The sequence below is a fragment of the Bacillus fonticola genome, assembly GCF_012955605.1.
Taxonomy (GTDB): Bacteria; Bacillota; Bacilli; order Bacillales; family JC228; genus Bacillus_CG; species Bacillus_CG fonticola.
In genome coordinates this window covers 2,972,609-2,994,463 of sequence record NZ_CP052135.1, presented here as the reverse complement: position 1 = coordinate 2,994,463, position 21,855 = coordinate 2,972,609, and the positions used below count along the sequence as shown (strand labels likewise).

Annotated in this window: 21 protein-coding genes, 2 pseudogenes and 1 riboswitch; of the genes and pseudogenes, 15 read left to right on the top strand and 8 right to left on the bottom strand. The window is 45.0% G+C overall.

Annotation, left to right across the window (positions count from 1 at the left end; all coding sequences use genetic code 11):
* Window positions 1-5 precede the first annotated feature (5 nt).
* The 6 genes from HHK01_RS14675 (at window position 6) to HHK01_RS14655 (ending at window position 5,531) form a co-directional block, all read left to right on the top strand.
* Window positions 6-770 carry an alpha/beta fold hydrolase gene (locus tag HHK01_RS14675; RefSeq protein WP_170008466.1) on the top strand — a complete coding sequence of 255 codons (765 nt, stop codon included), beginning with the start codon at window positions 6-8 and terminating at the stop codon, window positions 768-770.
* Window positions 771-879: 109 nt separating this feature from the next.
* A complete protein-coding gene (locus tag HHK01_RS14670; RefSeq protein ID WP_170008833.1) occupies window positions 880-1,635 on the top strand; it encodes an SDR family oxidoreductase in 756 nt (251 codons plus the stop codon).
* Window positions 1,636-1,738: 103 nt separating this feature from the next.
* Window positions 1,739-1,930, top strand: coding sequence for a histidine phosphatase family protein (locus HHK01_RS14665; RefSeq protein WP_170008465.1), 192 nt, complete (start codon window positions 1,739-1,741; stop codon window positions 1,928-1,930).
* Between the two features lie 60 nt (window positions 1,931-1,990).
* Window positions 1,991-3,880 carry an ABC-F family ATP-binding cassette domain-containing protein gene (locus HHK01_RS14660; RefSeq protein ID WP_170008832.1) on the top strand — a complete coding sequence of 630 codons (1,890 nt, stop codon included), beginning with the start codon at window positions 1,991-1,993 and terminating at the stop codon, window positions 3,878-3,880.
* 823 nt (window positions 3,881-4,703) lie between these two features.
* Window positions 4,704-4,786: riboswitch (cyclic di-GMP riboswitch) on the top strand.
* Window positions 4,776-4,916 (top strand): hypothetical protein, encoded by a 141-nt coding sequence (locus HHK01_RS15670; RefSeq protein ID WP_228027594.1) that lies wholly within the window; start codon window positions 4,776-4,778, stop codon window positions 4,914-4,916. Its footprint overlaps the riboswitch before it by 11 nt.
* Window positions 4,917-4,970: 54 nt before the next feature.
* Window positions 4,971-5,531, top strand: a complete 561-nt coding sequence (locus HHK01_RS14655; protein ID WP_170008464.1) for a flavin reductase family protein — start codon at window positions 4,971-4,973, stop codon at window positions 5,529-5,531.
* Between the two features lie 24 nt (window positions 5,532-5,555).
* Here the strand turns inward: HHK01_RS14655 and HHK01_RS14650 are convergent, their stop codons facing one another.
* Window positions 5,556-6,107 (bottom strand): short-chain dehydrogenase, encoded by a 552-nt coding sequence (locus tag HHK01_RS14650; protein WP_170008463.1) that lies wholly within the window; start codon window positions 6,105-6,107, stop codon window positions 5,556-5,558.
* Window positions 6,108-6,194: 87 nt separating this feature from the next.
* On the opposite strand from HHK01_RS14650, the gene HHK01_RS14645 reads away from it, so the two are divergent.
* From HHK01_RS14645 to HHK01_RS14625, 5 genes and pseudogenes are all read left to right on the top strand, one after another.
* Window positions 6,195-6,449 carry a hypothetical protein gene (locus tag HHK01_RS14645; RefSeq protein WP_170008462.1) on the top strand — a complete coding sequence of 85 codons (255 nt, stop codon included), beginning with the start codon at window positions 6,195-6,197 and terminating at the stop codon, window positions 6,447-6,449.
* A 723-nt stretch (window positions 6,450-7,172) separates the two neighbouring features.
* Window positions 7,173-7,316, top strand: a pseudogene (locus HHK01_RS15845) (family 1 glycosylhydrolase); the annotation flags it as partial.
* A gap of 266 nt (window positions 7,317-7,582) precedes the next feature.
* Window positions 7,583-7,753: a hypothetical protein gene (locus HHK01_RS15665; RefSeq protein WP_407646914.1), complete on the top strand. Its 171-nt coding sequence runs from the start codon at window positions 7,583-7,585 to the stop codon at window positions 7,751-7,753.
* A 30-nt stretch (window positions 7,754-7,783) separates the two neighbouring features.
* On the top strand, window positions 7,784-8,776 hold the full coding sequence (locus HHK01_RS14630; RefSeq protein ID WP_170008459.1) for a Gfo/Idh/MocA family protein: 993 nt from the start codon (window positions 7,784-7,786) through the stop codon (window positions 8,774-8,776).
* A gap of 271 nt (window positions 8,777-9,047) precedes the next feature.
* Window positions 9,048-9,935: an ROK family protein gene (locus HHK01_RS14625; protein WP_170008458.1), complete on the top strand. Its 888-nt coding sequence runs from the start codon at window positions 9,048-9,050 to the stop codon at window positions 9,933-9,935.
* A 108-nt stretch (window positions 9,936-10,043) separates the two neighbouring features.
* Here HHK01_RS14625 and HHK01_RS14620 read toward each other — a convergent pair whose 3' ends face one another.
* Window positions 10,044-10,817 carry a 3-hydroxybutyrate dehydrogenase gene (locus tag HHK01_RS14620; RefSeq protein WP_170008457.1) on the bottom strand — a complete coding sequence of 258 codons (774 nt, stop codon included), beginning with the start codon at window positions 10,815-10,817 and terminating at the stop codon, window positions 10,044-10,046.
* A gap of 270 nt (window positions 10,818-11,087) precedes the next feature.
* Between HHK01_RS14620 and HHK01_RS14615 the strand changes: the two genes are divergently transcribed.
* On the top strand, window positions 11,088-11,537 hold the full coding sequence (locus tag HHK01_RS14615; RefSeq protein ID WP_170008456.1) for a hypothetical protein: 450 nt from the start codon (window positions 11,088-11,090) through the stop codon (window positions 11,535-11,537).
* A 205-nt stretch (window positions 11,538-11,742) separates the two neighbouring features.
* On the opposite strand, the gene HHK01_RS14610 is transcribed toward HHK01_RS14615, so the two are convergent.
* Window positions 11,743-13,158, bottom strand: a complete 1,416-nt coding sequence (locus HHK01_RS14610) for a LysM peptidoglycan-binding domain-containing protein (RefSeq protein ID WP_170008455.1) — start codon at window positions 13,156-13,158, stop codon at window positions 11,743-11,745.
* 156 nt (window positions 13,159-13,314) lie between these two features.
* The gene (locus HHK01_RS14605; protein ID WP_170008454.1) at window positions 13,315-14,223 is read right to left on the bottom strand and encodes a PhzF family phenazine biosynthesis protein; all 909 of its coding nucleotides are present in this window, start codon (window positions 14,221-14,223) and stop codon (window positions 13,315-13,317) included.
* Between the two features lie 504 nt (window positions 14,224-14,727).
* On the opposite strand from HHK01_RS14605, the gene HHK01_RS14600 reads away from it, so the two are divergent.
* The gene (locus tag HHK01_RS14600) at window positions 14,728-15,612 is read left to right on the top strand and encodes an SDR family oxidoreductase (protein ID WP_194241307.1); all 885 of its coding nucleotides are present in this window, start codon (window positions 14,728-14,730) and stop codon (window positions 15,610-15,612) included.
* 34 nt (window positions 15,613-15,646) lie between these two features.
* Here HHK01_RS14600 and HHK01_RS14595 read toward each other — a convergent pair whose 3' ends face one another.
* Window positions 15,647-15,949 (bottom strand): DUF3817 domain-containing protein, encoded by a 303-nt coding sequence (locus HHK01_RS14595; protein ID WP_170008453.1) that lies wholly within the window; start codon window positions 15,947-15,949, stop codon window positions 15,647-15,649.
* A gap of 279 nt (window positions 15,950-16,228) precedes the next feature.
* On the opposite strand from HHK01_RS14595, the pseudogene HHK01_RS14590 reads away from it, so the two are divergent.
* Window positions 16,229-16,678, top strand: a pseudogene (locus tag HHK01_RS14590) (AhpC/TSA family protein); the annotation flags it as partial.
* A 175-nt stretch (window positions 16,679-16,853) separates the two neighbouring features.
* Here the strand turns inward: HHK01_RS14590 and HHK01_RS14585 are convergent.
* Window positions 16,854-17,915: an NAD-dependent epimerase/dehydratase family protein gene (locus HHK01_RS14585; protein WP_170008451.1), complete on the bottom strand. Its 1,062-nt coding sequence runs from the start codon at window positions 17,913-17,915 to the stop codon at window positions 16,854-16,856.
* Between the two features lie 207 nt (window positions 17,916-18,122).
* Between HHK01_RS14585 and HHK01_RS14580 the strand changes: the two genes are divergently transcribed.
* Complete coding sequence (locus tag HHK01_RS14580) at window positions 18,123-19,289, top strand: ROK family transcriptional regulator (protein WP_170008450.1); 1,167 nt, start codon at window positions 18,123-18,125, stop codon at window positions 19,287-19,289.
* Window positions 19,290-19,334: 45 nt separating this feature from the next.
* Here HHK01_RS14580 and HHK01_RS14575 read toward each other — a convergent pair whose 3' ends face one another.
* Window positions 19,335-20,366 carry an aldose epimerase family protein gene (locus HHK01_RS14575; RefSeq protein WP_170008449.1) on the bottom strand — a complete coding sequence of 344 codons (1,032 nt, stop codon included), beginning with the start codon at window positions 20,364-20,366 and terminating at the stop codon, window positions 19,335-19,337.
* Window positions 20,363-21,853 (bottom strand): UDP-glucose--hexose-1-phosphate uridylyltransferase, encoded by a 1,491-nt coding sequence (gene galT, locus HHK01_RS14570; protein WP_170008448.1) that lies wholly within the window; start codon window positions 21,851-21,853, stop codon window positions 20,363-20,365. Before galT ends, HHK01_RS14575 begins: the two co-directional genes overlap by 4 nt.
* Between the last annotated feature and the right edge of the window lie 2 nt (window positions 21,854-21,855).

The window sequence follows — 21,855 nt, the reverse complement described above, 5'->3', positions numbered from 1 at the left end:
TGACTATGCAGCAGACGTTTGAAGGCATGGCCTACGAAGATTTAGGAGAAGGAACGCCGATCGTATTCTTTCATCCACCGGGTCTTGGGAGTCAGGTGTTTCTTTTTCAGAAGCAGTTGTCTACTGAGTATCGTCTTATTATGCCTGACTTTAACGGTCATGGCGATTCAGATTTTGATCCAGAGCTGATTCCGATTACAAAGCAAGTAGAACAAATCCATCGATTACTTGACCACTTACACATTCCTAAAGCGCTCCTCTGTGGGTATTCAGCTGGAGGCTGCTACGCGCAGGAATTTGCCTTGCAATACCCAGAACGAACGCTGGGGATTTTGCTATCAGGTGGTTTTCCCAAGATAGTTACAAAGGGATTGTACACGGAATTCTTACTGGGTTTAATTGCTGTAGAGAGGTTCCCTCGTGCGCTAGCGAGAGTACTAGCCTCTTCTCATACAACCGATGAACTAGTACAAGAACAACTTTACCAACACATGTGCAAAGCGAACGTTCAAGCGTGGTACGGAATGTATCACCGGTGCCTACTCTATGATCGCACTTCATCGCTTCAAGAGCTCGGTGTTCCGCTTTTACTAGTTTACGGAACGATGACACCGTGGATATTTCCACACGGAGAGCTTTATAAACAATGCCCCCGTCACCATGTAATTCACTTAAAGGGAGCCACTCATCAAGTGCCGACGAAGCAGTGGTATACGTTTAATCATATTGTGAGGACGTTTGGTGGGGTGGTTGCTTCGAAACAGGTATAAGGTTTTGTATCGCAAGGTAGAATTCCAGTAATTTACGGCGTTCTCTTCAAATTAGCTTCATGATTACGTTAATATAAACGTAATTGCTTTGTACAGGAGGTCGTTGATCATACGTAAGCTTAAAGGAAACATCGCTCTAGTAACCGGAGTAAGTCATAGTAATGGGATTGGCGCAGCGGTATGCCGTAAATTGGCAGCGGAGGGTAGTGATATCTTCTTTATTCATTGGAAAGCTGAATCAGTGTGGGTGGAAAATTTCCAAAAAGAGATACAAGGATCAGGGGTTAGGTGTGGGTACTTGGAGGTTGATTTATCTAATGCAGAAGCTCCTGCTCAACTTTTAGATGTAGTCGAAACAAAGGTAGGCTTACCTACTGTTTTAGTTAATAATGCAGCTTTCTCGGAAAGAGACGGGTACATGCATTTGGATGCAAAGATTTTAGATGATCACTATGCAGTTAATATGAGAGCGACGTTTCTACTAAGTGTTGAATTTGCTTGTCGCTTTCAAAATTCCAACAGTAAAGCAGGTAGAATTATTAACATGACATCGGGTCAGGCATTAGGCCCGATGATTGATGAATTAGCCTATGTTGCGACAAAAGGCGCTATTACGGCTTTCACACTATCACTCTCAGCAGAGCTCGCTCCATTAGGAATCACCGTGAATGCGGTGAATCCAGGGCCAACTGATACAGGATGGATGACGGAGGAAATAAAGCAACATCTTGCTCCGAAGTTTTTGTCAGGGCGTATTGGTATGCCACAGGATGCAGCTCAGTTAATATCCTTTTTGGCAAGTGAAGAAGCTGGCTGGATAACAGGACAAGTCATTAATTCGGAGGGTGGCTTTTTAAGGAGTTAGTTCCAAGCCTAAAGATATTGTCGAACAAACTACCTAGAACTCTTTTCCCATCTAGTTTACAATCGTAATTGTTGACTAGATCGGGAGAGAGCAGGTGGTTTGTATGATTTACTGCATTCGACACGGAGAGACGGATTGGAATCGGACAATGCGTATACAAGGGGCATCAAACATTCCCTTGAATTCATTGGGGCGCCAGCAGGCAGTGGCAGTGGCCGAGATTGTGAGCTTAAATGATTGCGAGCATTTATATAAGCCGGTGTCAGTCCCCCGCCCCGGTAATACGTTAAAGTAGCGGGGGACTGACACCATTATGGTATAGTTATGGGTAGCATATCGAAGGGACGGATGTATGGTGAGTTTGGTTGTCGCGGATGGTTTGAGAAAGTCTTATGGAGAAAAGGTGCTTTTGGATGGGGTGGTATTTACTGTAGAGCCGCGGGAGCGAATTGGTCTCATTGGCGTCAATGGTACGGGCAAATCTACCTTGCTCAAAGTGCTCGCTGGAGTAGAGTCTACCGAAGAGGGTTCTATTACCCATGCGAATGACTTTACGCTAACCTATTTGCGACAGGAGCCTGTTTTTTCAGAAGATCGTACTGTTTTGGAAGAGGTGTTCGCGGGGGAGGCACAGCTCATGCGAACACTTCTTCAGTACGAGGAGGCACAGTACAAGCTAGAGGCGGATCCAGCGAACGAGCGTCTGTTAGAGCAGTACACACGCGTGCAACAGCAGATGGATGCTCAGCAGGCGTGGGATGCGGGTACACAAGCGAAGACAATCCTGACACGGCTGGGTGTTTCTGACTTCCATAAGCGCACCTCGACTCTATCAGGGGGACAAAAAAAGCGAGTGGCTCTCGCAAAAGCGCTCATTCAACCGGCAGACTTGTTGCTGTTGGACGAACCGACGAACCATCTCGATCACGAAACGATTGAATGGTTGGAAAAGCATTTGGCGACGTATACTGGCTCGCTCATTATGGTGACCCATGACCGCTATTTCTTAAACCGTGTCACGAACCGAATTTTTGAGCTCGACCAAGGGCAACTGTACACCTATAAAGGGAACTACGAGCTGTTTCTTGAAAAGAAAGCAGAACGAGTGGCGGAAGCTCAACAACAAGAACAAAAGCTACAAAATACGCTAAGACGAGAACTAGCCTGGTTACGACGAGGAGCGAAAGCGCGCACGACGAAGCAAAAAGCACGGATCGGTCGAGTCGAATCTCTGCAAGAGCAATCGACTGAGCAAGTACAAGAAAATCTCGAGTTTGCCATTGGCTCTAAGCGGCTTGGGAATGATGTGATCGAGGCCAAAGGGATTACGAAAGCGTTTGACGGTCGAACCGTTGTCCCGCAACTCGATTACCTTATTACAAAAGGAGAGCGTCTAGGTATCACCGGACCAAACGGGAGCGGGAAAACGACGCTCCTGAATATGCTTGCTGGGCGAATCGAGCCTGACGCAGGTGAGGTGCTTGTCGGGCAGACCGTACGTATCGGCTACTATACACAAGAGCATGAAGAGATGGACGAAAGTTTGCGTGTGATCGAATACATTACAGAAGTTGCCGAAATCGTCCATACCGTTGATGGACAAATCATTACAGCAGAACAAATGCTAGAACGGTTCCTGTTCCCACGCTCACATCAGTGGACGTACATCCATCGTTTGTCCGGTGGGGAAAGAAGACGTCTTTACTTACTTCGTGTGCTCATGAGTGAACCGAATGTCTTATTTCTCGATGAGCCAACAAACGACCTCGACACCGAAACGTTGAGCGTACTAGAGGACTACCTGGATCAGTTCCCTGGCGTGGTATTAACCGTTTCCCATGATCGGTACTTCTTGGATCGTACGGTCGACCATTTGCTAGCTTTTGAAAGCGGAGAAATTCACCGTTTTCAAGGGCACTATACCGATTACTTGGAACAGCGAAGACAACAGCTAGCAAATGCTCAAGCGCAAGAAACGGTACAAACAAAAACCGACTCCCGCCCAGAGAAGCGAAAGAAAAAGCTCTCCTATAACGAGCAAAAAGAGTGGGACGGACTAGAGGATCGTATTGAAAAGCTGGAGGAAGCGATCAAAACGCTGGAAGCAGAAATTCAAGCAGCAGGAAGCGACGCCGGAAAAGCGACCGAGCTCTTTCGCAAGCAACAAGAAGCCGAAACAGAACTCGAACAAGCAATGGAACGCTGGGAAGAGCTTTCGGAGCTAATTGAGTCGTTTGAATCGTAGTTATAGAGATGTTTTCCACTGAGTCTGCGAATCCGGTTCTGAGTCTGAGCATTGTCCACTGAGTCTGCGAATCCGGCCCTGAGTCTGAGCATTTTCCGCTGAGTCTGCGTATCTGGCCCTGAGTCTGAGCATTGTCCACTGAGTCTGCGTATCCGGCCCTGAGTCTGAGCATTTTCCACTGAGTCTGCGTATCTGGCCCTGAGTCTGAGCATTGTCCACTGAGTCTGCGTATCTGGCTCTGAGTCTGAGCATTTCCCACTGAGTCTGCGAATCTGGCTCTGAGTCTGAGCATTTTCCACTGAGTCTGCGTATCTGGCCCTGAGTCTGAGCATTTTCCACTGAGTCCGCGTATCTGGCCCTGAGTCTGAGAATTTTCCACTGAGTCTGCGTATCTGGCCCTGAGTCTGAGCATTTTCCACTGAGTCTGCGTATCTGGCTCGGAGTCTGAGCATTTCCCACTGAGTCTGCGAATCTGGCTCTGAGTCTGAGAATTTTCCACTGAGTCTGCGTATCTGGCCCTGAGTCTGAGCATTTTCCACTGAGTCCGCGTATCTGGCCCTGAGTCTGAGAATTTTCCACTGAGTCTGCGTATCTGGCCCTGAGTCTGAGCATTTTCCACTGAGTCTGCGTATCTGGCCCTGAGTCTGAGCATTTTCCACTGAGTCTGCGTATCTGGCTCTGAGTCTGAGCATTTTCCACTGAGTCTGCGTATCTGGCCCTGAGTCTGAGCATTTTCCACTGAGTCTGCGAATCCGACCCTAAGTCTGCATTCGCTTGAGTGCTTTTCTGCGCGTGGGAAGATTGTTGACTCACGCCCGTTTTTCTATGGCAAAGGCAAACTTGTTGAAAAATAAGGACGCAAAGCTACGGGTCTATCGCTGATGCTATGATCGGCGTGTTACCATTAAGAGAGCGTATATGCACAATAACAGACGATATGGAAGAGCTCATTCGTCAAGCTGACTCCGCCATGTATGCAGCGAAAAACAACGGTGGACACCAACTAAAAAGATATGAACACGTAGCGAACGAGTAAACGCTGCGTGTTTTTTTGTGAAGTGTGTTTTAATGAAGGAAAGGGGTGATGGAGATGAGAACATTTACAGAGAAAACGGTGATGCACAGTTATCCAGGAATGGTAGCTCTTGTCACAGTTTCCCACAAAGGAGAAACAAACATTATGGCAGCTGGTTGGCACTCGTATATTTCTTATGCGCCTCCGATGTATGGTGTAGCCATTGGAAGAGAACGACATACATACTCTCTTGTGAAAGAAGCAGAATCCTTTGCTATCAACTTTTTGCCGTTCGATAAAGCAGAGGCTATTCAACAATCTGGTGTGTCCTCTGGGCGCGATGGGAACAAGCTAGAAAGAACAGGTTTAACCTACGATCTCGGACGCCACGTAAAGGCACCGATTTTACACGATGCTTACGTGGCTTACGAATGCAAAACTATAGACCGTCAAAGCTACGGTGATCATGATTGGTTTGTGGCGGAGATGGTAGGCTTTTATCGTGATGAGGAGCTATTCCTAGCAAATGGTCTCCCGGATCCAAATAAGCTTCACATTCCCCTCTATCTAGGACGATCTTCATATGCAAGGTTCGATGACCAGACCGTACAGGTACAAAAGGGGATTGAGGAGTAACGTGTTGCTTTAGTTGCGTGTTATTTACTGTGGACGAGCGTCCCATGGTTGAACCGTACCTACAATATAGCTAGGCTCCTTTTCTGCAATTGACTGCAAAACCCCTGAAGAGATTTCCGCGTGTGTCAGCCAACGGGATCTCTTTTCTTCTACAATAAAACCAAGCTTAATTTGATAATACGAACAACTAGTAGGAAGAGGCAACTCGTCCTTAATGCTAGGTAAATCCGTACTGCTTCCTACAACATGAAATAACTCCCAATCAACTGAACTAACCGCTACTTCTTCGATCAAAACGGGTAGCGTATGCTTGGCATAAGAGTGTACCCAAACGATGGCGCAATCAATAGGGCCGTAAAGTTGAATGGCCAAACGAATTTGCTCGCGAAACTTACTCACATGATTATAGTCTACAAGCAAAGGGTGAATGTGAACTTGGGGTGGGAGCGATGATTGTAATGAATTCATTTTCGTTATACTCCGGCCTACCACTGATACGGTATGACCATCTGATGCAAGGAGCCGGGATACACCTGAAAGCATACCGGTTCCTCCTACAACGAGTATGTGTGCCACTTAGATGACCTCCTATCACTCTTTCTCTAAACGGGATGATCAATTTTTAAAAGCAACGTTTTGCAATACTTTATACAAAGGGTGATCATGATGTGGAAAAAACTGATCTCAAAGCTGTATCCAGAAGTATCTTCCGTGTTTGTAACAGAAGATGCTGGTGAAATGCGGAAAGCTAAACAGATCCTCAAACAGAATCAAGTACCGATATACAAAGTAGATATCCAATCTCCGAAGTATATGAACTCGTCGCGTACGAAGGTGGTTCATATATTACAAGTACGAATAGAGCATGAAAAGGTTTCACAAGAGTTGTTGCGAGAAGCGGGTTTTTCCTTGAAGTAAAGTTCATTACAGATGAAACATGGGGAATCGTGTCTATTTCTCGGGAAATAGGGGGAGGAATTATGGGGGAATTTGTCGTTGCAAAAGATGGTGTACGTATCCATACTGCCGCCACAGGGGAAGGAGTGCCACTTTTATTTTTTCATGGGGGACCAGGGTGCTCCGATTACACACAACCCTTTGTTAGAGCAAGATGTCAAAGTCATACGCTTTGATCAAAGTTGGTGTGGGTGGCCATTTGGGGAGCAAACTTGGCTTCATCCTATGCCTTGCACTTTCCTGAACGAGTACTAGGTTTGCTATCAGTCGCCGGACCCTTATAGTTGGATGAGTGTGTTCAAATATCCGCGAACAGGGGAATATATCCGCGGTCAGGAGCCGATATCCGCGAACAGAGGAATATATCCGCGGTCAGGAGAATATATCCGCGATCAGGAGCAGATATCCGCGGTCAGAAGAATATATCCGCGAACAGGAGCCGATATCCGCGAACAGGGGAATATATCCGCGGTCAGGAGCCGATATCCGCGAACAGGGGAATATATCCGCGATCAGGGGCAGATATCCGCGGTCAGGGGAAGATATCCGCGAACAGGAGCCGATATCCGCGGTCAGGGGAATATATCCGCGGTCAGGAGCCGATATCCGCGAACAGGGGAATATATCCGCGGTCAGGAGCCGATATCCGCGGTCAGGGGCAGATATCCGCGGTCAGGGGATCAGGATAACTGGTCGTGGTTGAATGCTTATAAGAATCGATACGGATTTGTATCAATCGACTTACGTAATGGTCATCAAGCTTCTTCTATTAAGAAGAGTGGCTATTGGTTCAGAGAGTTGTCCGAGCAAAATGGATTTATAGATTAAAAGAGGTGGTCCCAGGAGGCCATGTTTTTTATCGGTACGGGAGTTTCTGCACGTACTACAGCAGATGAAGCCTGTGTGAAGGAGTCGTTAGGTCAGTTTTTAATCCTACTCATTCTCAAGGTAGTTTGAATCTCGTGTTGGGTTTTGCACTAGAAAAACTGTTGATCAGTGGGGAATTAGTATGCAGCCGAAAATTATAGGTGATCTAAAACACAAAGTGATAGAATTGAGACAAGGGTGATGGCGTGTTGAAAATTTCACAGGTGATGAGACAAAGAGTAAAAGATCGTATGTATTCGGTTGACGAACCTGACGAAATCAGTTTAACAAAGGAATTTTCATTCAGCAGGATGACGATGAAAAGAGCGTTGGACGTTTCGATACGCATCGTAAATGACGAGCCATTCGTGTTGATAAATTTGTCGTTTCCGCTGTAAATATACGTAGGTAAATGGAGGTAGGGTTTCATGAACTTCGGAATTATCGGGACAAACTGGATTACAGAGCGGTTTATCGAAGCCGGGCGGACAGTGAAAGATTTTCGGGTCCAGGCTGTTTACTCCCGCAAGATGGAGCGCGCGAAGGAATTTGCTAGTCAAGTGGGTGCACCTGATGCCTATGACTCTCTTCAGGAGATGGCGTCATCAGCCCTGATCGATGCTGTGTACATTGCTAGCCCGAACGTTTTTCACGCTGAGCAAACCATTCGTGCTATGGAAGCGGGTAAACACGTACTTTGTGAAAAGCCTGCGTGTTCTACAGTGAAGGAGTGGACGGCAATGGAAGAAGCTGCCCGGTCGAACGATGTTGTATTGATGGAAGCACTGAAGTCGATTTACTTGCCAAACTTTCTTGTACTTCAGGGACAACTAGATCGTGTTGGCCAAATACGTCGGGTGTTTGCAAGCTATTGTCAATATTCTTCCCGGTACGATGCTTTTAAACAGGGAACCATTTTGAACGCTTTCGATCCTAGCTTATCGAACGGTGCGTTAATGGACTTAGGGGTGTACGTTCTTCACCCGGTAATCAAATTATTCGGGGCCCCAACGGCAATCCGAGCGCAAGGTACGATGCTATCAAACGGTGTTGATGGAATGGGAAGTATTTTGCTCCAATATGAAGACATGGAAGCTACCCTCATGTACTCGAAGATCTCAGATTCCTATCTCCCCGCAGAGATCCAAGGAGAAGAAGGAACATTACATGTGGACACCATCCATACACCGGCGTCTATCCAATTCCAAGCACGTGGAGGACAGCCTGAGGATGTTTCTGTACCACAAACGCGACCTCCGATGAGTTATGAAATTGAAGCGTTTTTTGAGCGAGTAGCTTCTTCTTCCCCTATGAAACGCTGGGAGTCACTAGAAGCATCCCGCCAAACGATGAGTGCTTTAGAGGAAATTCGCAGACAAATAGGCATTCGGTTTCCAGCAGATGAGATAAGTGGATCGTGACGGTACATACACAATTTCAGATATATCCTGTGGATAAAAGAGATAATAAATTTGATAAACTAGTCAGTGTTTGTGGATATGTTTGCGTGTAGAAGGGCATTCTCACACATATCCACAATTTGCCCACAAAAAAGGCTTAATCCACTGCTGCAGCATTACATATAGAAGCTGGTTGTATAGGTTATTCACAGTTTAACAACAAATAAGCAGGTAATGTGAAATGTTAATAGGATGACAAGAGAATCGATCACTTATGAAAGGAGCGGTAAACGTGAGACTGGGTGCAATTGAAGCTGGCGGTACGAAGTTTGTTTGTGCCATCGGTGATGTAGATGGGAAAATCGAAAAGCGTATGCAATTCCCGACGACAACTCCCGAAGAGACTTTATTGGCAGTTAGGGAGTTCTTTGCAAACGAAACGGTAGATGCGGTAGGGATTGGTTCATTTGGTCCGATCGATGTAAACCGTACGAGTAAAACATATGGATATGTGACGACAACACCGAAAGCGGGTTGGAGTAACTTTCCGTTCTTGCAAGCAGTGAAGGAGATTGTCGGTGCCCCCGTTGGATTTACCACTGATGTGAATGCAGCGGCACTAGGCGAGTTGACGCTTGGTGCGGCGCAGGGTGCGGGGTCTTGTTTGTACGTTACCGTAGGGACTGGTATCGGCGGAGGTGCAGTCATGAAAGGGGAACTACTAGAAGGCATAACACATCCAGAAATGGGCCATATTCGGGTAAGGCGTCACGAGCAAGATACGTATGCAGGGAACTGTCCGTACCATAGTGACTGTTTAGAAGGGCTAGCTGCTGGTCCGGCTATTGAAAAGAGATGGGGGCAAAAGGGCTCTCAATTAGTAGATCGTCCAGAAGTGTGGGAAACGGAAGCCCATTACCTCGGGGAGGCAGTCGCCACATGGATTTTGACACTTTCCCCAGAGAGGATCGTGCTCGGAGGAGGCGTTATGAAGCAGCGCCAACTACTCCCACTCATACATAAGCATGTAAAAGAAGCATTGAATGGATATGTGTCATTTGAAGCGTACACTTCGAAAATTGAAGAGACCATTGTGTCACCGGGACTTGGAGATGATGCGGGCATTACGGGCTGCCTTTTACTTGCAGAACGCGCTAGGAAAAAAGGCAGGTCTTCATGATTGAGCGTATGTACCTATCGGAATTCTTTCTCTTTATGCCCACGTTTCGTTCAGATGGTGAGCACAAAAAAACTCCTTTCCGCCAAGCAAAAAGGAGTGCTACTACTTTTATTGAACCGTATAGCCACCATCAAGCACAACCGCCTGCCCGGTAATCCCTTTCGCTTCCTCACTACAAATGTAAGCTGCATAACTAGCAATTTCACTCACATCGAGCAAACGTTTTTGCGGAACAAGTGGATAAATCACGTCCTCAAGCACGCGTTCTAATGGGATGCCTCTCGTGTCGGCAAGGCTTTGCAGTTGGTTGCGGACGAGTGGTGTATCGACATATCCAGGACAAATCGCGTTTACAGTAATCCCATCAGTTGCCGTCTCTAATGCAGCGACTTTCGTCAAACCAATAACCCCATGCTTTGCACTATTGTAGGCAGCCTTTCCTGCAAAGCCAACTAATCCATTAATCGACGCCATGTTTAAAATGCGACCGAATTTTTGTTTACGCATGATCGGTAGCACGTGTTTGATCGCAATAAAAGGTGCTGTGAGCATGATTTGAATCATTTGTTCAAATTTTGCTGTCGGAAATTCCTCTAAATGGGACACGTGCTGTAAGCCAGCGTTGTTGATGAGGTAATCGATGCGGCCATATTTCTCAACTGTTGTATGTAAAGCTTGTTCTATGTCTGTTTCTGATGTCACATCACAACGGAGCCCAATTGCTTCATGCCCAGAAGAAACGAGCGTGTTTGCGGCTTTTTTGACTGCCTCTTCTTGAAGATCTGTGAGGACAACGGTAGCTCCACGGGTTGCGAAGTCCTTTGCTACCTCAAAGCCAATTCCTTGTGCAGCACCAGTAATGAATAATATTTTCTTGTGCATATTCCTTCCCCCTTTTCCACACAAAACAGAAAGGGAACCAGGGTGGCTCCCACTGTAGTGGCAACTATCTGAAAACTTAATCCCCCTTTAGTATAACGTTTTTGAGTCTCTATGGAAGTATTACGCTTTTAAATCTAGCTAACTATGTTGAAGGGTTCTTGTGATAAATTCGGCATACTAAAATGCTGTCGAATTTTACATTTTTGTGCCACCTCGAAAAGGGTTTCGTGGTATACTTATCTCATCTTTGAATGAAGGGAGGTAAAATAGATGCAAGAGAAAATTGTACAAATGCTCGAACAAGTTTTAAAAACTCAGCAAGAACATGGTCAACTGTTGCAAGAACAAGGTCGAACGTTGAAGGAACACGGTCAACTGTTGCAAGAACAAGGTCGAACGTTGAAGGAACATGGTCAACTGTTGCAGGAACAAGGTCGAACGTTGAAGGAACATGGTCAACTGCTGCAAGAACAAGACCGTTTGTTGAAAGAACATGGAGAAACATTAAAAGAACATAGCCACGTGTTGTCCGCATTGCGAACCGGTCAAGAAGCAACAAATGCAAAGCTTGATGGCATGGAACTTCGCAATGCCAAGGATCTTGGTGAGATGAAGGAGAAATTTGATACGGTTGAAGCGGGCATTGCAGTGTTGAAAGACGACACGTGGTCAAACAAAAAAGACATTTATCGCATTAAAAACGTCATGGGTATGAATTAAAGCACGCTAACTTCTTAGGATTTTCCACGTAGTTACCTCAATTTTTACACCTAGAACGACTACATTTTCTTAGTCTTGTCAGTAAATTGTTGCCAAAAGAGGTTGCCACGGTTCCCACACCTTCAGAATACCCCACACAACGTGGCAGCTTTTATTAGCACCTATTAATAAAGAAAACGCCCCCACCGAAGATGAGGACGTCCATTCATTTCTTCCGCACACGAAACATTTGATCTAACAACTCCCAGTTCTCCGGGAAGGGATAGCCTAACACCCAATAACTTACGCCTTTAAGACCGTATTCCGTAACTAGGTCAAATTTTGCCTTCGCGCTACGAGCGTCTTCAAACCAAACTTCATGCTCGACGCCTTGTTCATCACGATAGCGATAATATGGCGACTGTGCCTTCTCATCGTATTGAATGGGAACTCCATATTGAATAGCCCGGTGTACGGCTTCCTCCACACTGAATGTTTCGGCTTCATCGCCTTTCTGGAATGGCAGAGTCCAGTCTCGAGCGTAAATTTGAAATCCTAAAAAGAGTTTCTCAGGTGGCATGACACTTACCGCGTAATCAAGTACACGGCGGATTTGATCTACAGGTGAAATAGCACGTGGAGGACCTAATCGGTAACCCCATTCATACGTCATCAGCACGACAAAGTCGGTAATTTCACCGTGAGCGGGGTAGTCAATGGCTTCGTATAGTACCCCTTTTTGTTCCGCACTTGTTTTTGGAGCAACTGCAGTTGAGACAAAAAAGTCGTCATTAGCGGTCGCCTCTTGTAACCGGCGCAAGAAGTCATTGTAATTTTCTTTATCGGCAGGAGCGACATTTTCGAAATCTACATTGACGCCTGCATAACGTTTCCGGCGTGCTACATCGCGTATAGACTGAATCAACGTTTGTTGTTTCTCTGGGCTACCTAAAATAGTAGAGGCAACCTCTGTACCTGGATTGCTAGCTGTAAAGTTCGTAATGGACATCATCGGAACGGTATTCGTTTCTCTAATGGCTCGCAATAACGGCTCGTCGTTAATGCTGTTAAGCTTACCTTGCTCGTTAAAAACATACGCAAACGGGCTGGCATATGTCAGTAAATTACCGAGCTCTCGAATTTCTTGTGCTCCTTCTTCTGTTAACTCTGTAGAATAGGCGTTCACCTCTGTTATAGGTTTGCGGGGCTGTGGAAGTAACAAGCGTTGCCCAATTTGCAGCCGATTTGCTTGCACATTATTTAATGCCTGAATACGATCGACAGAAGTGTCCGTTCTCTGTGCAATTGACCATAACGAATCCCCAGCCTCTACCCTGTACAAACGAACAGGTATAACTAACGAATCCCCAACTTGAATACGGTCTGGGTTTGCGATATTGTTTCGGGCGATAATACGTGCAACCGTTGTACCGTGCCGATTGGCAATGCGGTACAACGAATCCCCTGGCTGCACCGTATATGCCCACTCGGCAAGCGGAATGACAAGTGCTAAACCAGGAACGATCCGCCCCAAATTGTTTGCTGGGAGGCTATTCACTGCTGCAATCTGGTCAATGGAAACATCGTATCTTCTGGAGATGGAATAAAGACTTTCTCCTTGTTTTACTACATGTATAGACATTAGGAACCTCCTTCTTATACTGAGGGCTTCTTCCTATCGTACGATGTGACTAACCCGTTTGGTGCCTATCCATGTCAGGGTTTTAAAAAGGTTTCGTATGTAACGCTGTCAAACGCACACTGCTTTAACATGTTACCGTGGTGTATTCTGACGCCGTTATTTCTTCTCCCAAAAAAATGCCCCTTCCCCGACCTGCACAGCGGTACCCGCAATGGATACGTCTGTCCAAGTGCCACCTTCCCGTTTTAAGTCAATTTGAATTACGCTTCTGCGCCCCAGATCTGCTCCTTGAATGCTTACCAAATGAACACTGGACGCCGTTTCTGCGAAGAAGTTTTCTGCAACGAATACTCCGAGTGGTCCAGAGGCAATACCGGTGGCTGGGTCTTCTGAAATTCCCATGGCTGGTGCGAACATTCTGGAATGGATTCGAGTCGGTTCCTTTTCGTCCATCGCGAACGCAAAGATGTGTGATGTTTCCTCAAATTTCGCATACCTGCTTTCCCAAACGTCTCGTCGAAATTGGATAGAAGCCAGCGCCTCACGATCCAGTAGTGGGATGTATAAAAAGGGTACACCTGCAGACAGTCCAGTCGGAGGTATAGAAGGATGAAGTTGCCCCGCATCCAAACCAAGTAAAGCGGCTTCTTCGCCGATTGGTGTAAGGTTCGTCCGGTGAGGAATCGGTTGATGCATACGGGCGATCAATTTGCCGTGTTGCCTATTGACATCTACATGTATAGGGCCTACCCCTTCTTCAAAAATGAATTCAATCGATTCGCCCTCCTGAATCCCATGCAGTTCCGCAAAGTAGACTGCAGTCCCAATGGTTGGATGACCAGCTACTGGGAGTTCCTTTCCTGGTGTGAAAATTCGTAGCTTTGCGGTATTCTTTTCACTATGTGGGGGAAAACAAAAAACAGTCTCAGATAAATTGATCTCCTTTGCGAGTGTTTGCATGTCATCCGTGGATAGCTCATCTGCCTCAGGAAAAATAGCAAGTTGATTCCCTCCAAAGGCTCTAGGTGAAAATACGTCAAATGTAACCATTGAGTAGCGTCGCATTTTGTAACAGCTCCTTTTGTTGTTAAGCGGTGGCACGCTTAATGGATGTTCTTAAGGGATGAAAGACCCCTGATGCTTTAATGTGCTACAGCAGTGGGGGTCTGACACCATTTCATGACACCATTTCATGACACCATTTCATGCTAAATAACAGGGAAGTAAGGCTCATATCTCGGATTACAGTAATACGGGGGTCTAGGTCCAATTTTAGGCATGTCAAAAGTATAAGGGTTAGAGTTATAAAATAATTCTACCTTTTCTTCTGAGTGATCGTCCAACAATAATGTGACTTCAGGATAATATTCATAGTCATGCACAGTGGAAGCCTCCTTAACACTTCGTTACCTCTCACGATATTCAACCGTTTACAGCATTGAGCGTGTCCAGCATCACCTTACCAGTCACTGCAAGCGCCCACCTGACATAAAGTAACCAGAATATACTTTTGGGGGAGGCTATTCCGTGTCACGAGAGCATATAAAACCAACCGAACAAGACTACCCGATGTATCCTAACTACGGAAAAGTTACACAATACGAGGACGTTCCGCTCACTGTTCCTGAGCAACGTCAGCTTCGTCAGCCTGGTGTAGAAAAATTGATGGTGCCAAGGCCAATCATCGAAAATCCAAATTACAAAGGGAGTGGCAAATTAAAAGGGAAGGTCGCACTGATTACGGGTGGTGATAGTGGAATGGGAGCAGCTGCCGCCATCGCTTTTGCAAAGGAAGGTGCCAATGTTGCTATTGCTTATTTGGATGAACATGAGGATGCGAATCGAACAAAGAATAGAATTGAAGAGTTAGGTCAACGTTGTTTAGTATTGCCCGGTGATCTAAGGGAAAAGCAACAATGTATCCATATTGTGGAGGAAACCATTCGCACATTTGGCGGGCTGAATATTCTTTGCAATCACGTTGGCATCCAGTTTCAACAATTAAGTTTACTTGATATTACCGATGAGCAGTTCGATGATACCTTTAAAGTAAACATCTACTCTCACTTCTACACCACCCGAGCAGCACTTCCCTACTTAGAAGCTGGTAGCTCTATAATTAATACGGCTTCTGTCGTGACATATGATGGGAATAAACAATTAATCGATTACACAGCGACAAAAGGGGCGAACGTTGGTTTTACTAGGGCACTGGCAAATAACTTAGTAGATAAAGGGATTCGTGTAAACGCCATTGCTCCTGGTCGGATTTGGACTCCCCTCATCCCAGCAAGCTTCTCTGCGGATCAGGTTGCGCTAGCGGGCAACCCGATGCAACGTCAAGGTCAACCATTTGAAGTGGCACCGACCTTTGTTTACCTAGCCTCCGACGATTCACGGTTTGTGACTGGGCAAACTCTGCATGTGAATGGTGGACAATGGACGTCGTCGTAGGGGAGAGAAGGCGAGGAAAGCACGAAACAGAGGACTACTCCGCACTATGCTTCCGCAACTGACGATCCAAAACGAACGTTCCAAATGGAAGAAGAGAAGCGATCACTGCCCCGATTGCCCAACGCACGGTCCATTTTTTGCTAAAAAAGACGTTGATCACGGCAAAAACGAAGAGAATAAACAAGAAACCATGGGTAGCCCCTGTTATCAAAACGGCTTCTGAAATATCTGCCATATATTTTAGTGGCATAGCAATAAAGAGCAAAAGTAAATAGGATATGCCCTCAAGTATGCCGAGAATACGAAGACGACCGACAGGGTGTTTCATTAAAGCCATAAATATACCTCCTGTACACTACCAAACTATTTCTTTCTAGTATAAGTTACTTCTCACAATAGTAGGAAAAGGAAAATGAACGAAACGGTGACAAAATAGGCTTTTACGTGCGAATACTAAGTGAAGATGATACGATCAAACAAACGAAAGAGGAGGCTTGCTATGTTTTCCTATCCAGTTGAATTGCCGTCAGGTGACCAAAAAATGTTGAATGAACTTATTCAAGGACAGAAAACAGTGCTTGCGTTTGTTCGACATCTTGGCTGACCGTTTTGCCGGAAATACCTCACGCAGTTGCGTGAGCACGCAAAGGAAATTGAACAAGCAGGATTCCAGATCGTCACGGTAGCTCCAGCTAAGCATGAGCACATCTCCCCATTTGTAGAAGAGTATGGTCCTTTTCCATTTGTTGTGGTGGGAGACCCTGAGAAGGAAGCTTACAAAGGTCTTGGACATCCGTCGATCACGAAGGCGAAACTTGCATTGCAGCTGGGAGCAGGCTTCGTAACAGGCAAAACAAAACACCTAAAGCCGTACACTCCAAAAACGAAGCACCAACGTGACATGATGCTCACAGCCGTGAAAGAACAAGACTATCTCATCCAGGGTGGTACGTGGATCGTGTCCGGTTTAGGTGATGTGTTGTGGAAGCATATTGATAAGGAACCGGGAGACCATGCGCGGATTGAGGTAGTGGTGGATGAAGTGAAGAAGCTTAGTGACAACTAGATGAATACATGAATAACAGGCAGTCGGAAGAGTTTCGATTGCCTGTTTTGAAGTTTGTGATTGGATCAGGTGTACCGACCTCTTAGACTACAGTAAACTGGTGATCAACAATGCGGTTTATTAGTAAAATCACGGATTCATCCATCAAATCTCCAATTGTATACTCGTTTTATAATTATGACGGTTGTTCAGTAGCCTCCTGCTTCGCATGCCACTCTTGCAAAACAAGCGTTTCTTTACTCAAAGCGATTCCCGCGCCAGGTTCAGATTTGCCGAGCGTATCCCACCACGTCACCAAATCGCGAATCGTGTCTTCTACTGGTCTTGTTTGCAAGCCGTACTCAATTGCCCGGTCGAGTGAGAAGACGATTTCTCCTTCAGGCAAACGACCATCTTCGCGCAAGGAGAAGGATTCTGGTAGCCAAAGTGGCATTTCCAGCCACGGGTGCACGCCTTGCTCTTTTAAGAATGTTTCTTCCACCCAGGTAACCGGCGTAGAAGAGCCTGTCGCTTGCTTTGCTTTCTCGATCAGTTGCTCCATCGTGATCCCTTTAGTAGGTCCAATCACGTTCATGGTTGCGGCTTTCACATCATTACGAGAGAGGCGTACGAGCCAATCGGCAATATCACGTACATCGATGAATTGCACTTGTTTGTCTGGACGACCTGGAGCGAGCATTTCCGCTTCCTGCTGTACACGCCAAGCCCAGTATGTGAAGCGATCAGTCACATCGTATGGGCCGACAAGCAAGCCGGGACGCAAGATTAAGTGATTGTTAGGAAAGCCTTCACGTACTACTTCCTCGCAACGAGTCTTTAAGTGCCCGTAAAACTTACCAAACTTATCATTGGACAAGCCTTCTTGCTCCATTTGTGCATCGCTAATCGTTAGAAGCGCTGCATCGTCCTCTTCTAAGTTATTCGCGATTGCAAATTCTTCGTAAACCGAGATCGTGGATATGAACAGATATTGTTTCGAAGCCTTTTGTAGTGCATTTACACTTGTTCTCACTGCATCCGGATGATAACCGCACGTATCTATGACCATATCCCATTCTTCTTGCAGACTATCAAACGTATGTACATCGTGACGATCACCGATCACTGAGGTCACACCTTCAGGAAGTGTAGTTGATTTCCCGCGGTGGAGGAGTGTGACGTTATCCCCATTAGCGACAAATGCCTCTGCGATTGCCTTTCCCAAAAAGCGTGTTCCGCCGAGAAGTAAAATGTTCATTGTGTGTTTCCTCCTTTTTTCATAGATAATGTATTCCGTGTGGCTCATCAAAATCCCTTTATCTTTACCAAGACTGCAGTTAATGGCAGACTTCCATGTAGGGATAAAAGGGAACCTTTCTTAATCACATCGACATTATCATAAATTAAGTTAACTAACTATGTTACAATCAGGCATTATGAATGCATTTAAAATGGAGGGAATCCTATGCAACGTGGTACATTCCGACTAATGAAGTCTGTTAATAAATCAATTATCTTAAATAAGATACGTATATCAGAACCTATCTCCAGAGCACAAATTGCCAAGGAAACAAGTCTTACGCCTCCGACAGTCAGTAGTATTGTAAAAGAGTTGATTGAACAGGGTCTAGTGAGGGAAAGTGTGCTGGGCCAGTCGAGTGGTGGACGAAAACCGACGATGTTACATATCGATAGCAATGCTTTTTACGTCATTGGTGTCGATGCGGGGCCTGAAACAGTGGAATGTATTCTTACCGACTTAACCGGGGAAATTCTCCAAAGGACATCAAGTGTGCTGAAAAAGCCGTTAACGAATGCTCAACTTATTTCTACTCTAAAAGAAAACATCCAAACAATATTGAAACAATCTAAAATCAATCAAGACAAAATGATTGGAATCGGTGTAGCAATGCATGGGGTAGTTGATGTGGAAACGGGTACATCGCTTGTTGCACCGAATTTAAACTTAAGAAATACTCCTATTAAAGAAGTGTTAGAAAGAGAATTTAATTTAACGGTTAAAGTTGAAAATGACGCGCGTGCCATGGCGTTGGGTGAATCGTGGTTTGGGGGGCACGGTGATGTAGACAGCATGGTAGCTGTGAACATTGGACGTGGTGTTGGTGCTGGTGTTGTAATAAGTGGCAAGTTATATCATGGTGCGCAGGGGATCGCTGGAGAATTGGGCCATATGACAATTGATCTAAACGGTGACATTTGTGAATGTGGGAATCAGGGGTGTCTGCAAACATTCGTGAGTGGAGCAGCAATTGCTGAACGAGCAGAAAAACAGATAAAAGAAACCGTGGGCAACTTAACGGGTAAAGAAGTGTTTGAGTTAGCGCGTAATGGAAGTCAACCCCATATTGATCTTCTTCGTGAAACGGGTAGGATGATTGGCATCGGTTTGACAAACTTAATTCACCTAATCAATCCGGGCAAAATTGTATTAGGTGGTGGGGTAATGAAAAGTGAAAAAGTCATTATGCCAACAATCCATGAAACGATACAAAAAAGAGCATTGACACCGGAAGCAAAACAAACAAAGGTGGTTGTCACTCAACTGGGTGATGATGCAACATTATTAGGAGCGGTGTCGTTGCTGTTAGTAGAATTATTTAATCCGATGTAAGTAAAAGGCTGAACCTTAAAATACTGGTTCAGCCTTTCTTTAGTCCTATACACGAAATGAAAATACAGTTTGTTTCACATAATTTTCTCCTGCATTCAACATCACACTCGGAAAGCCTTCATGATGTAATGATGCTGGCGATGCTTGCGTTTCAAAACAAACGCCAAGGTATTTTCGTGATGAGCCTTCAGCTAACTGCAATTCTTCGTTCAAACTATTTGCTGTATACATCACCATTCCAGGTTGATTTGTTTTTATCGACATCACCCGTCCGCTAGCTGGGTCGTGAATGATTGCTTGATTCTCCATTGTATTTTCAAAGATAAAGTAATGGTCATAGCCACTTCCAGCTACTTTATTTTGGTAGGAGTCACTGCTAAACCCATCGCCAAGCACACGTCCGCTACGGAAGTCAAAAGAGGACCCAGCGACATGAATCAGTTTGCCAGTGGGGATTAGATCGTTATCTAGTTCAACAAACTGACTACTATCGAGCGTTACGTGGTGATCTTGTACAGTGTTTGTCAGGTTTCCGCTTAAATTGAAATAAGAATGATTCGTCAAGGTAATGGGAGTTGTCTGATCACTACTTGCCATGTAATTTAGAATGAGCTGATTTTTATTGTTTAAGGAATAGGTAACCGTTATATCTACGTTCCCTGGATATCCACCAGCACCATCAACGCTTCTATGGATAAGCTCTAAACCGACTGTATCATCTGTTTGAAATGGCTTCACATCCCAAATAACTCGATGAAATCCGCTAGGCCCGCCATGTAAATGATTGTTCCCGTTATTAGCCGCTAGCTGAATTGTCTTGCCATCAAGTTCGAATGAAGCCCCTTGAATTCTACCTGCAACACGTCCAATGAGGGCACCGAAATAATTAGAGTTTGATTCATAGTCTAGATAATCTTTATATCCAAGTACGACATTTTCCAAGTTTCCATTTCTATCTGGGACCATGATTTTCGTCATGATGCCTCCATAGTCTAGTACACTAACGGACATACCAGAATCATTAACTAACGTATATTCCTTCCACTCACCTGAAATTTCCTTTATGTTTAAGTTCATAATTTCCTCACTTTATTTAAGGTGCCAATGAATCTATCAAAAGCCTCACGTTCTTTAAATACACCAGCATCTCTTAGTACTTTTACAAATTTCTTTCCGAGCTCTTTTTGTAAAATGGCTTCTGCCTGCTCCGAATCAGAAAGTATTCCATATTCGCCTTTCAATTGGTTTGCCCATTTGTGATGATAAGCTTCCACATGATTTGATTCACCGAGTAGGAACTTCTTCAGCTCATTCAATTCACCCTTTAACCTAGGTGGCAAAACAGCAAGACCCATCACTTCAATCAATCCGATATTTTCCTTTTTTATATGGTGGACGTCGTCATGAGGATGGAAAATGCCAAGTGGATGTTCTTCTGTTGTCCGATTATTTCTTAGAACAAGGTCAAGCTCAAAGACGCCATAGCGATTTCTGGCAATAGGTGTAATGGTGTTGTGTGGTGTATCACCGGTAAAGGCAAATACATCTGCAAGCTCATCAGAATAATCTCTCCACGTCTTCAAAATAGTATCAGCTGCACTAACAAGGGTATGGATGCTCGTTCCACGTAAGCGAATAACAGACATAGGCCATTTTAAAATCGAAGCTTTGATGTCTGGATAAGCATGTAATTCAAATACAAAGGCATCTTTCGCCCGAGTCATGGCGAACTCATAACGTCCGCCTTGGTAGTGATCGTGGCTTAAAATTGAACCACCCACAATGGGGAGGTCAGCATTTGACCCAATGAAATAGTGTGGAAATTTAGCTGTGAAAGTGAGTAATCTGTTAAACGTCGCCCCTTCAATTTTCATATCCCGGTGTTGTTCCGAAAGCAAAATGCTGTGCTCGTTGTAGTAAACATAAGGTGAATACTGCAAGTACCAATTTTCCCCAACGAGAGGAATCTTAATAATTCTATGATTCGCACGTGCTGGATGTCCCGTTCGCCCCGTATATCCTTCATTTTCCTTACACAAAAGACATTTTGGATAGTTGCCAGCTTGTTTTATAGCACGTTCTCGCTTGATTTGTTCTGGATCTTTTTCTGGCTTGGATAAGTTAATTGTAATATCCATCTCACCGTATAAAGTATATACTTTATAGGAAATGTTTTTCTTAATGCGGTTCATTTGGATGTAGTTGGATTTTTTGCTTAATCTATAAAAATAATCGGTAGCCGCAGTCGGTGATTCTTTGTATTTTTCGTTGAAAGTCGCATTCACAGTAGAGGGTCTTGCGACGAAGCAATTCATGATATTGGCTGATAAGATCTCTTTGTCATCAAAGACATCTTGTATGATGTCTTGTTCTATAGCATACGCAACTAAATTCTCCACGATATTTGGAATCGTATCATCGGTTTTTTGGTTTTCATTTTCTGGAAGTACCTCTATCCTTAATAGGCTCATCACTTGATTACGAACATAATCCTTGTCTGCTAGTTCAATTAATCCCACGTCGATCGCTTTTTGAATGAGTCCTTCTATATCGTGGTAAATCATAG

What these genes read in the sequence shown, in the direction of transcription:
- HHK01_RS14675 (WP_170008466.1), top strand. Translation starts at nt 6, where the DNA reads ATGCAGCAGACGTTTGAAGGCATGGCCTACGAAGATTTAGGAGAAGGA.
- HHK01_RS14665 (WP_170008465.1), top strand. Translation starts at nt 1,739, where the DNA reads ATGATTTACTGCATTCGACACGGAGAGACGGATTGGAATCGGACAATG.
- HHK01_RS14655 (WP_170008464.1), top strand. Translation starts at nt 4,971, where the DNA reads ATGAGAACATTTACAGAGAAAACGGTGATGCACAGTTATCCAGGAATG.
- HHK01_RS14645 (WP_170008462.1), top strand. Translation starts at nt 6,195, where the DNA reads ATGATGTGGAAAAAACTGATCTCAAAGCTGTATCCAGAAGTATCTTCC.
- HHK01_RS15665 (WP_407646914.1), top strand. Translation starts at nt 7,583, where the DNA reads ATGAGACAAAGAGTAAAAGATCGTATGTATTCGGTTGACGAACCTGAC.
- HHK01_RS14630 (WP_170008459.1), top strand. Translation starts at nt 7,784, where the DNA reads ATGAACTTCGGAATTATCGGGACAAACTGGATTACAGAGCGGTTTATC.
- HHK01_RS14620 (WP_170008457.1), bottom strand. Translation starts at nt 10,817, where the DNA reads ATGCACAAGAAAATATTATTCATTACTGGTGCTGCACAAGGAATTGGC.
- HHK01_RS14615 (WP_170008456.1), top strand. Translation starts at nt 11,088, where the DNA reads ATGCAAGAGAAAATTGTACAAATGCTCGAACAAGTTTTAAAAACTCAG.
- HHK01_RS14610 (WP_170008455.1), bottom strand. Translation starts at nt 13,158, where the DNA reads ATGTCTATACATGTAGTAAAACAAGGAGAAAGTCTTTATTCCATCTCC.
- HHK01_RS14605 (WP_170008454.1), bottom strand. Translation starts at nt 14,223, where the DNA reads ATGCGACGCTACTCAATGGTTACATTTGACGTATTTTCACCTAGAGCC.
- HHK01_RS14600 (WP_194241307.1), top strand. Translation starts at nt 14,728, where the DNA reads ATGTATCCTAACTACGGAAAAGTTACACAATACGAGGACGTTCCGCTC.
- HHK01_RS14595 (WP_170008453.1), bottom strand. Translation starts at nt 15,949, where the DNA reads ATGGCTTTAATGAAACACCCTGTCGGTCGTCTTCGTATTCTCGGCATA.
- HHK01_RS14585 (WP_170008451.1), bottom strand. Translation starts at nt 17,915, where the DNA reads ATGAACATTTTACTTCTCGGCGGAACACGCTTTTTGGGAAAGGCAATC.
- HHK01_RS14580 (WP_170008450.1), top strand. Translation starts at nt 18,123, where the DNA reads ATGCAACGTGGTACATTCCGACTAATGAAGTCTGTTAATAAATCAATT.
- HHK01_RS14575 (WP_170008449.1), bottom strand. Translation starts at nt 20,366, where the DNA reads ATGAACTTAAACATAAAGGAAATTTCAGGTGAGTGGAAGGAATATACG.
- galT (WP_170008448.1), bottom strand. Translation starts at nt 21,853, where the DNA reads ATGATTTACCACGATATAGAAGGACTCATTCAAAAAGCGATCGACGTG.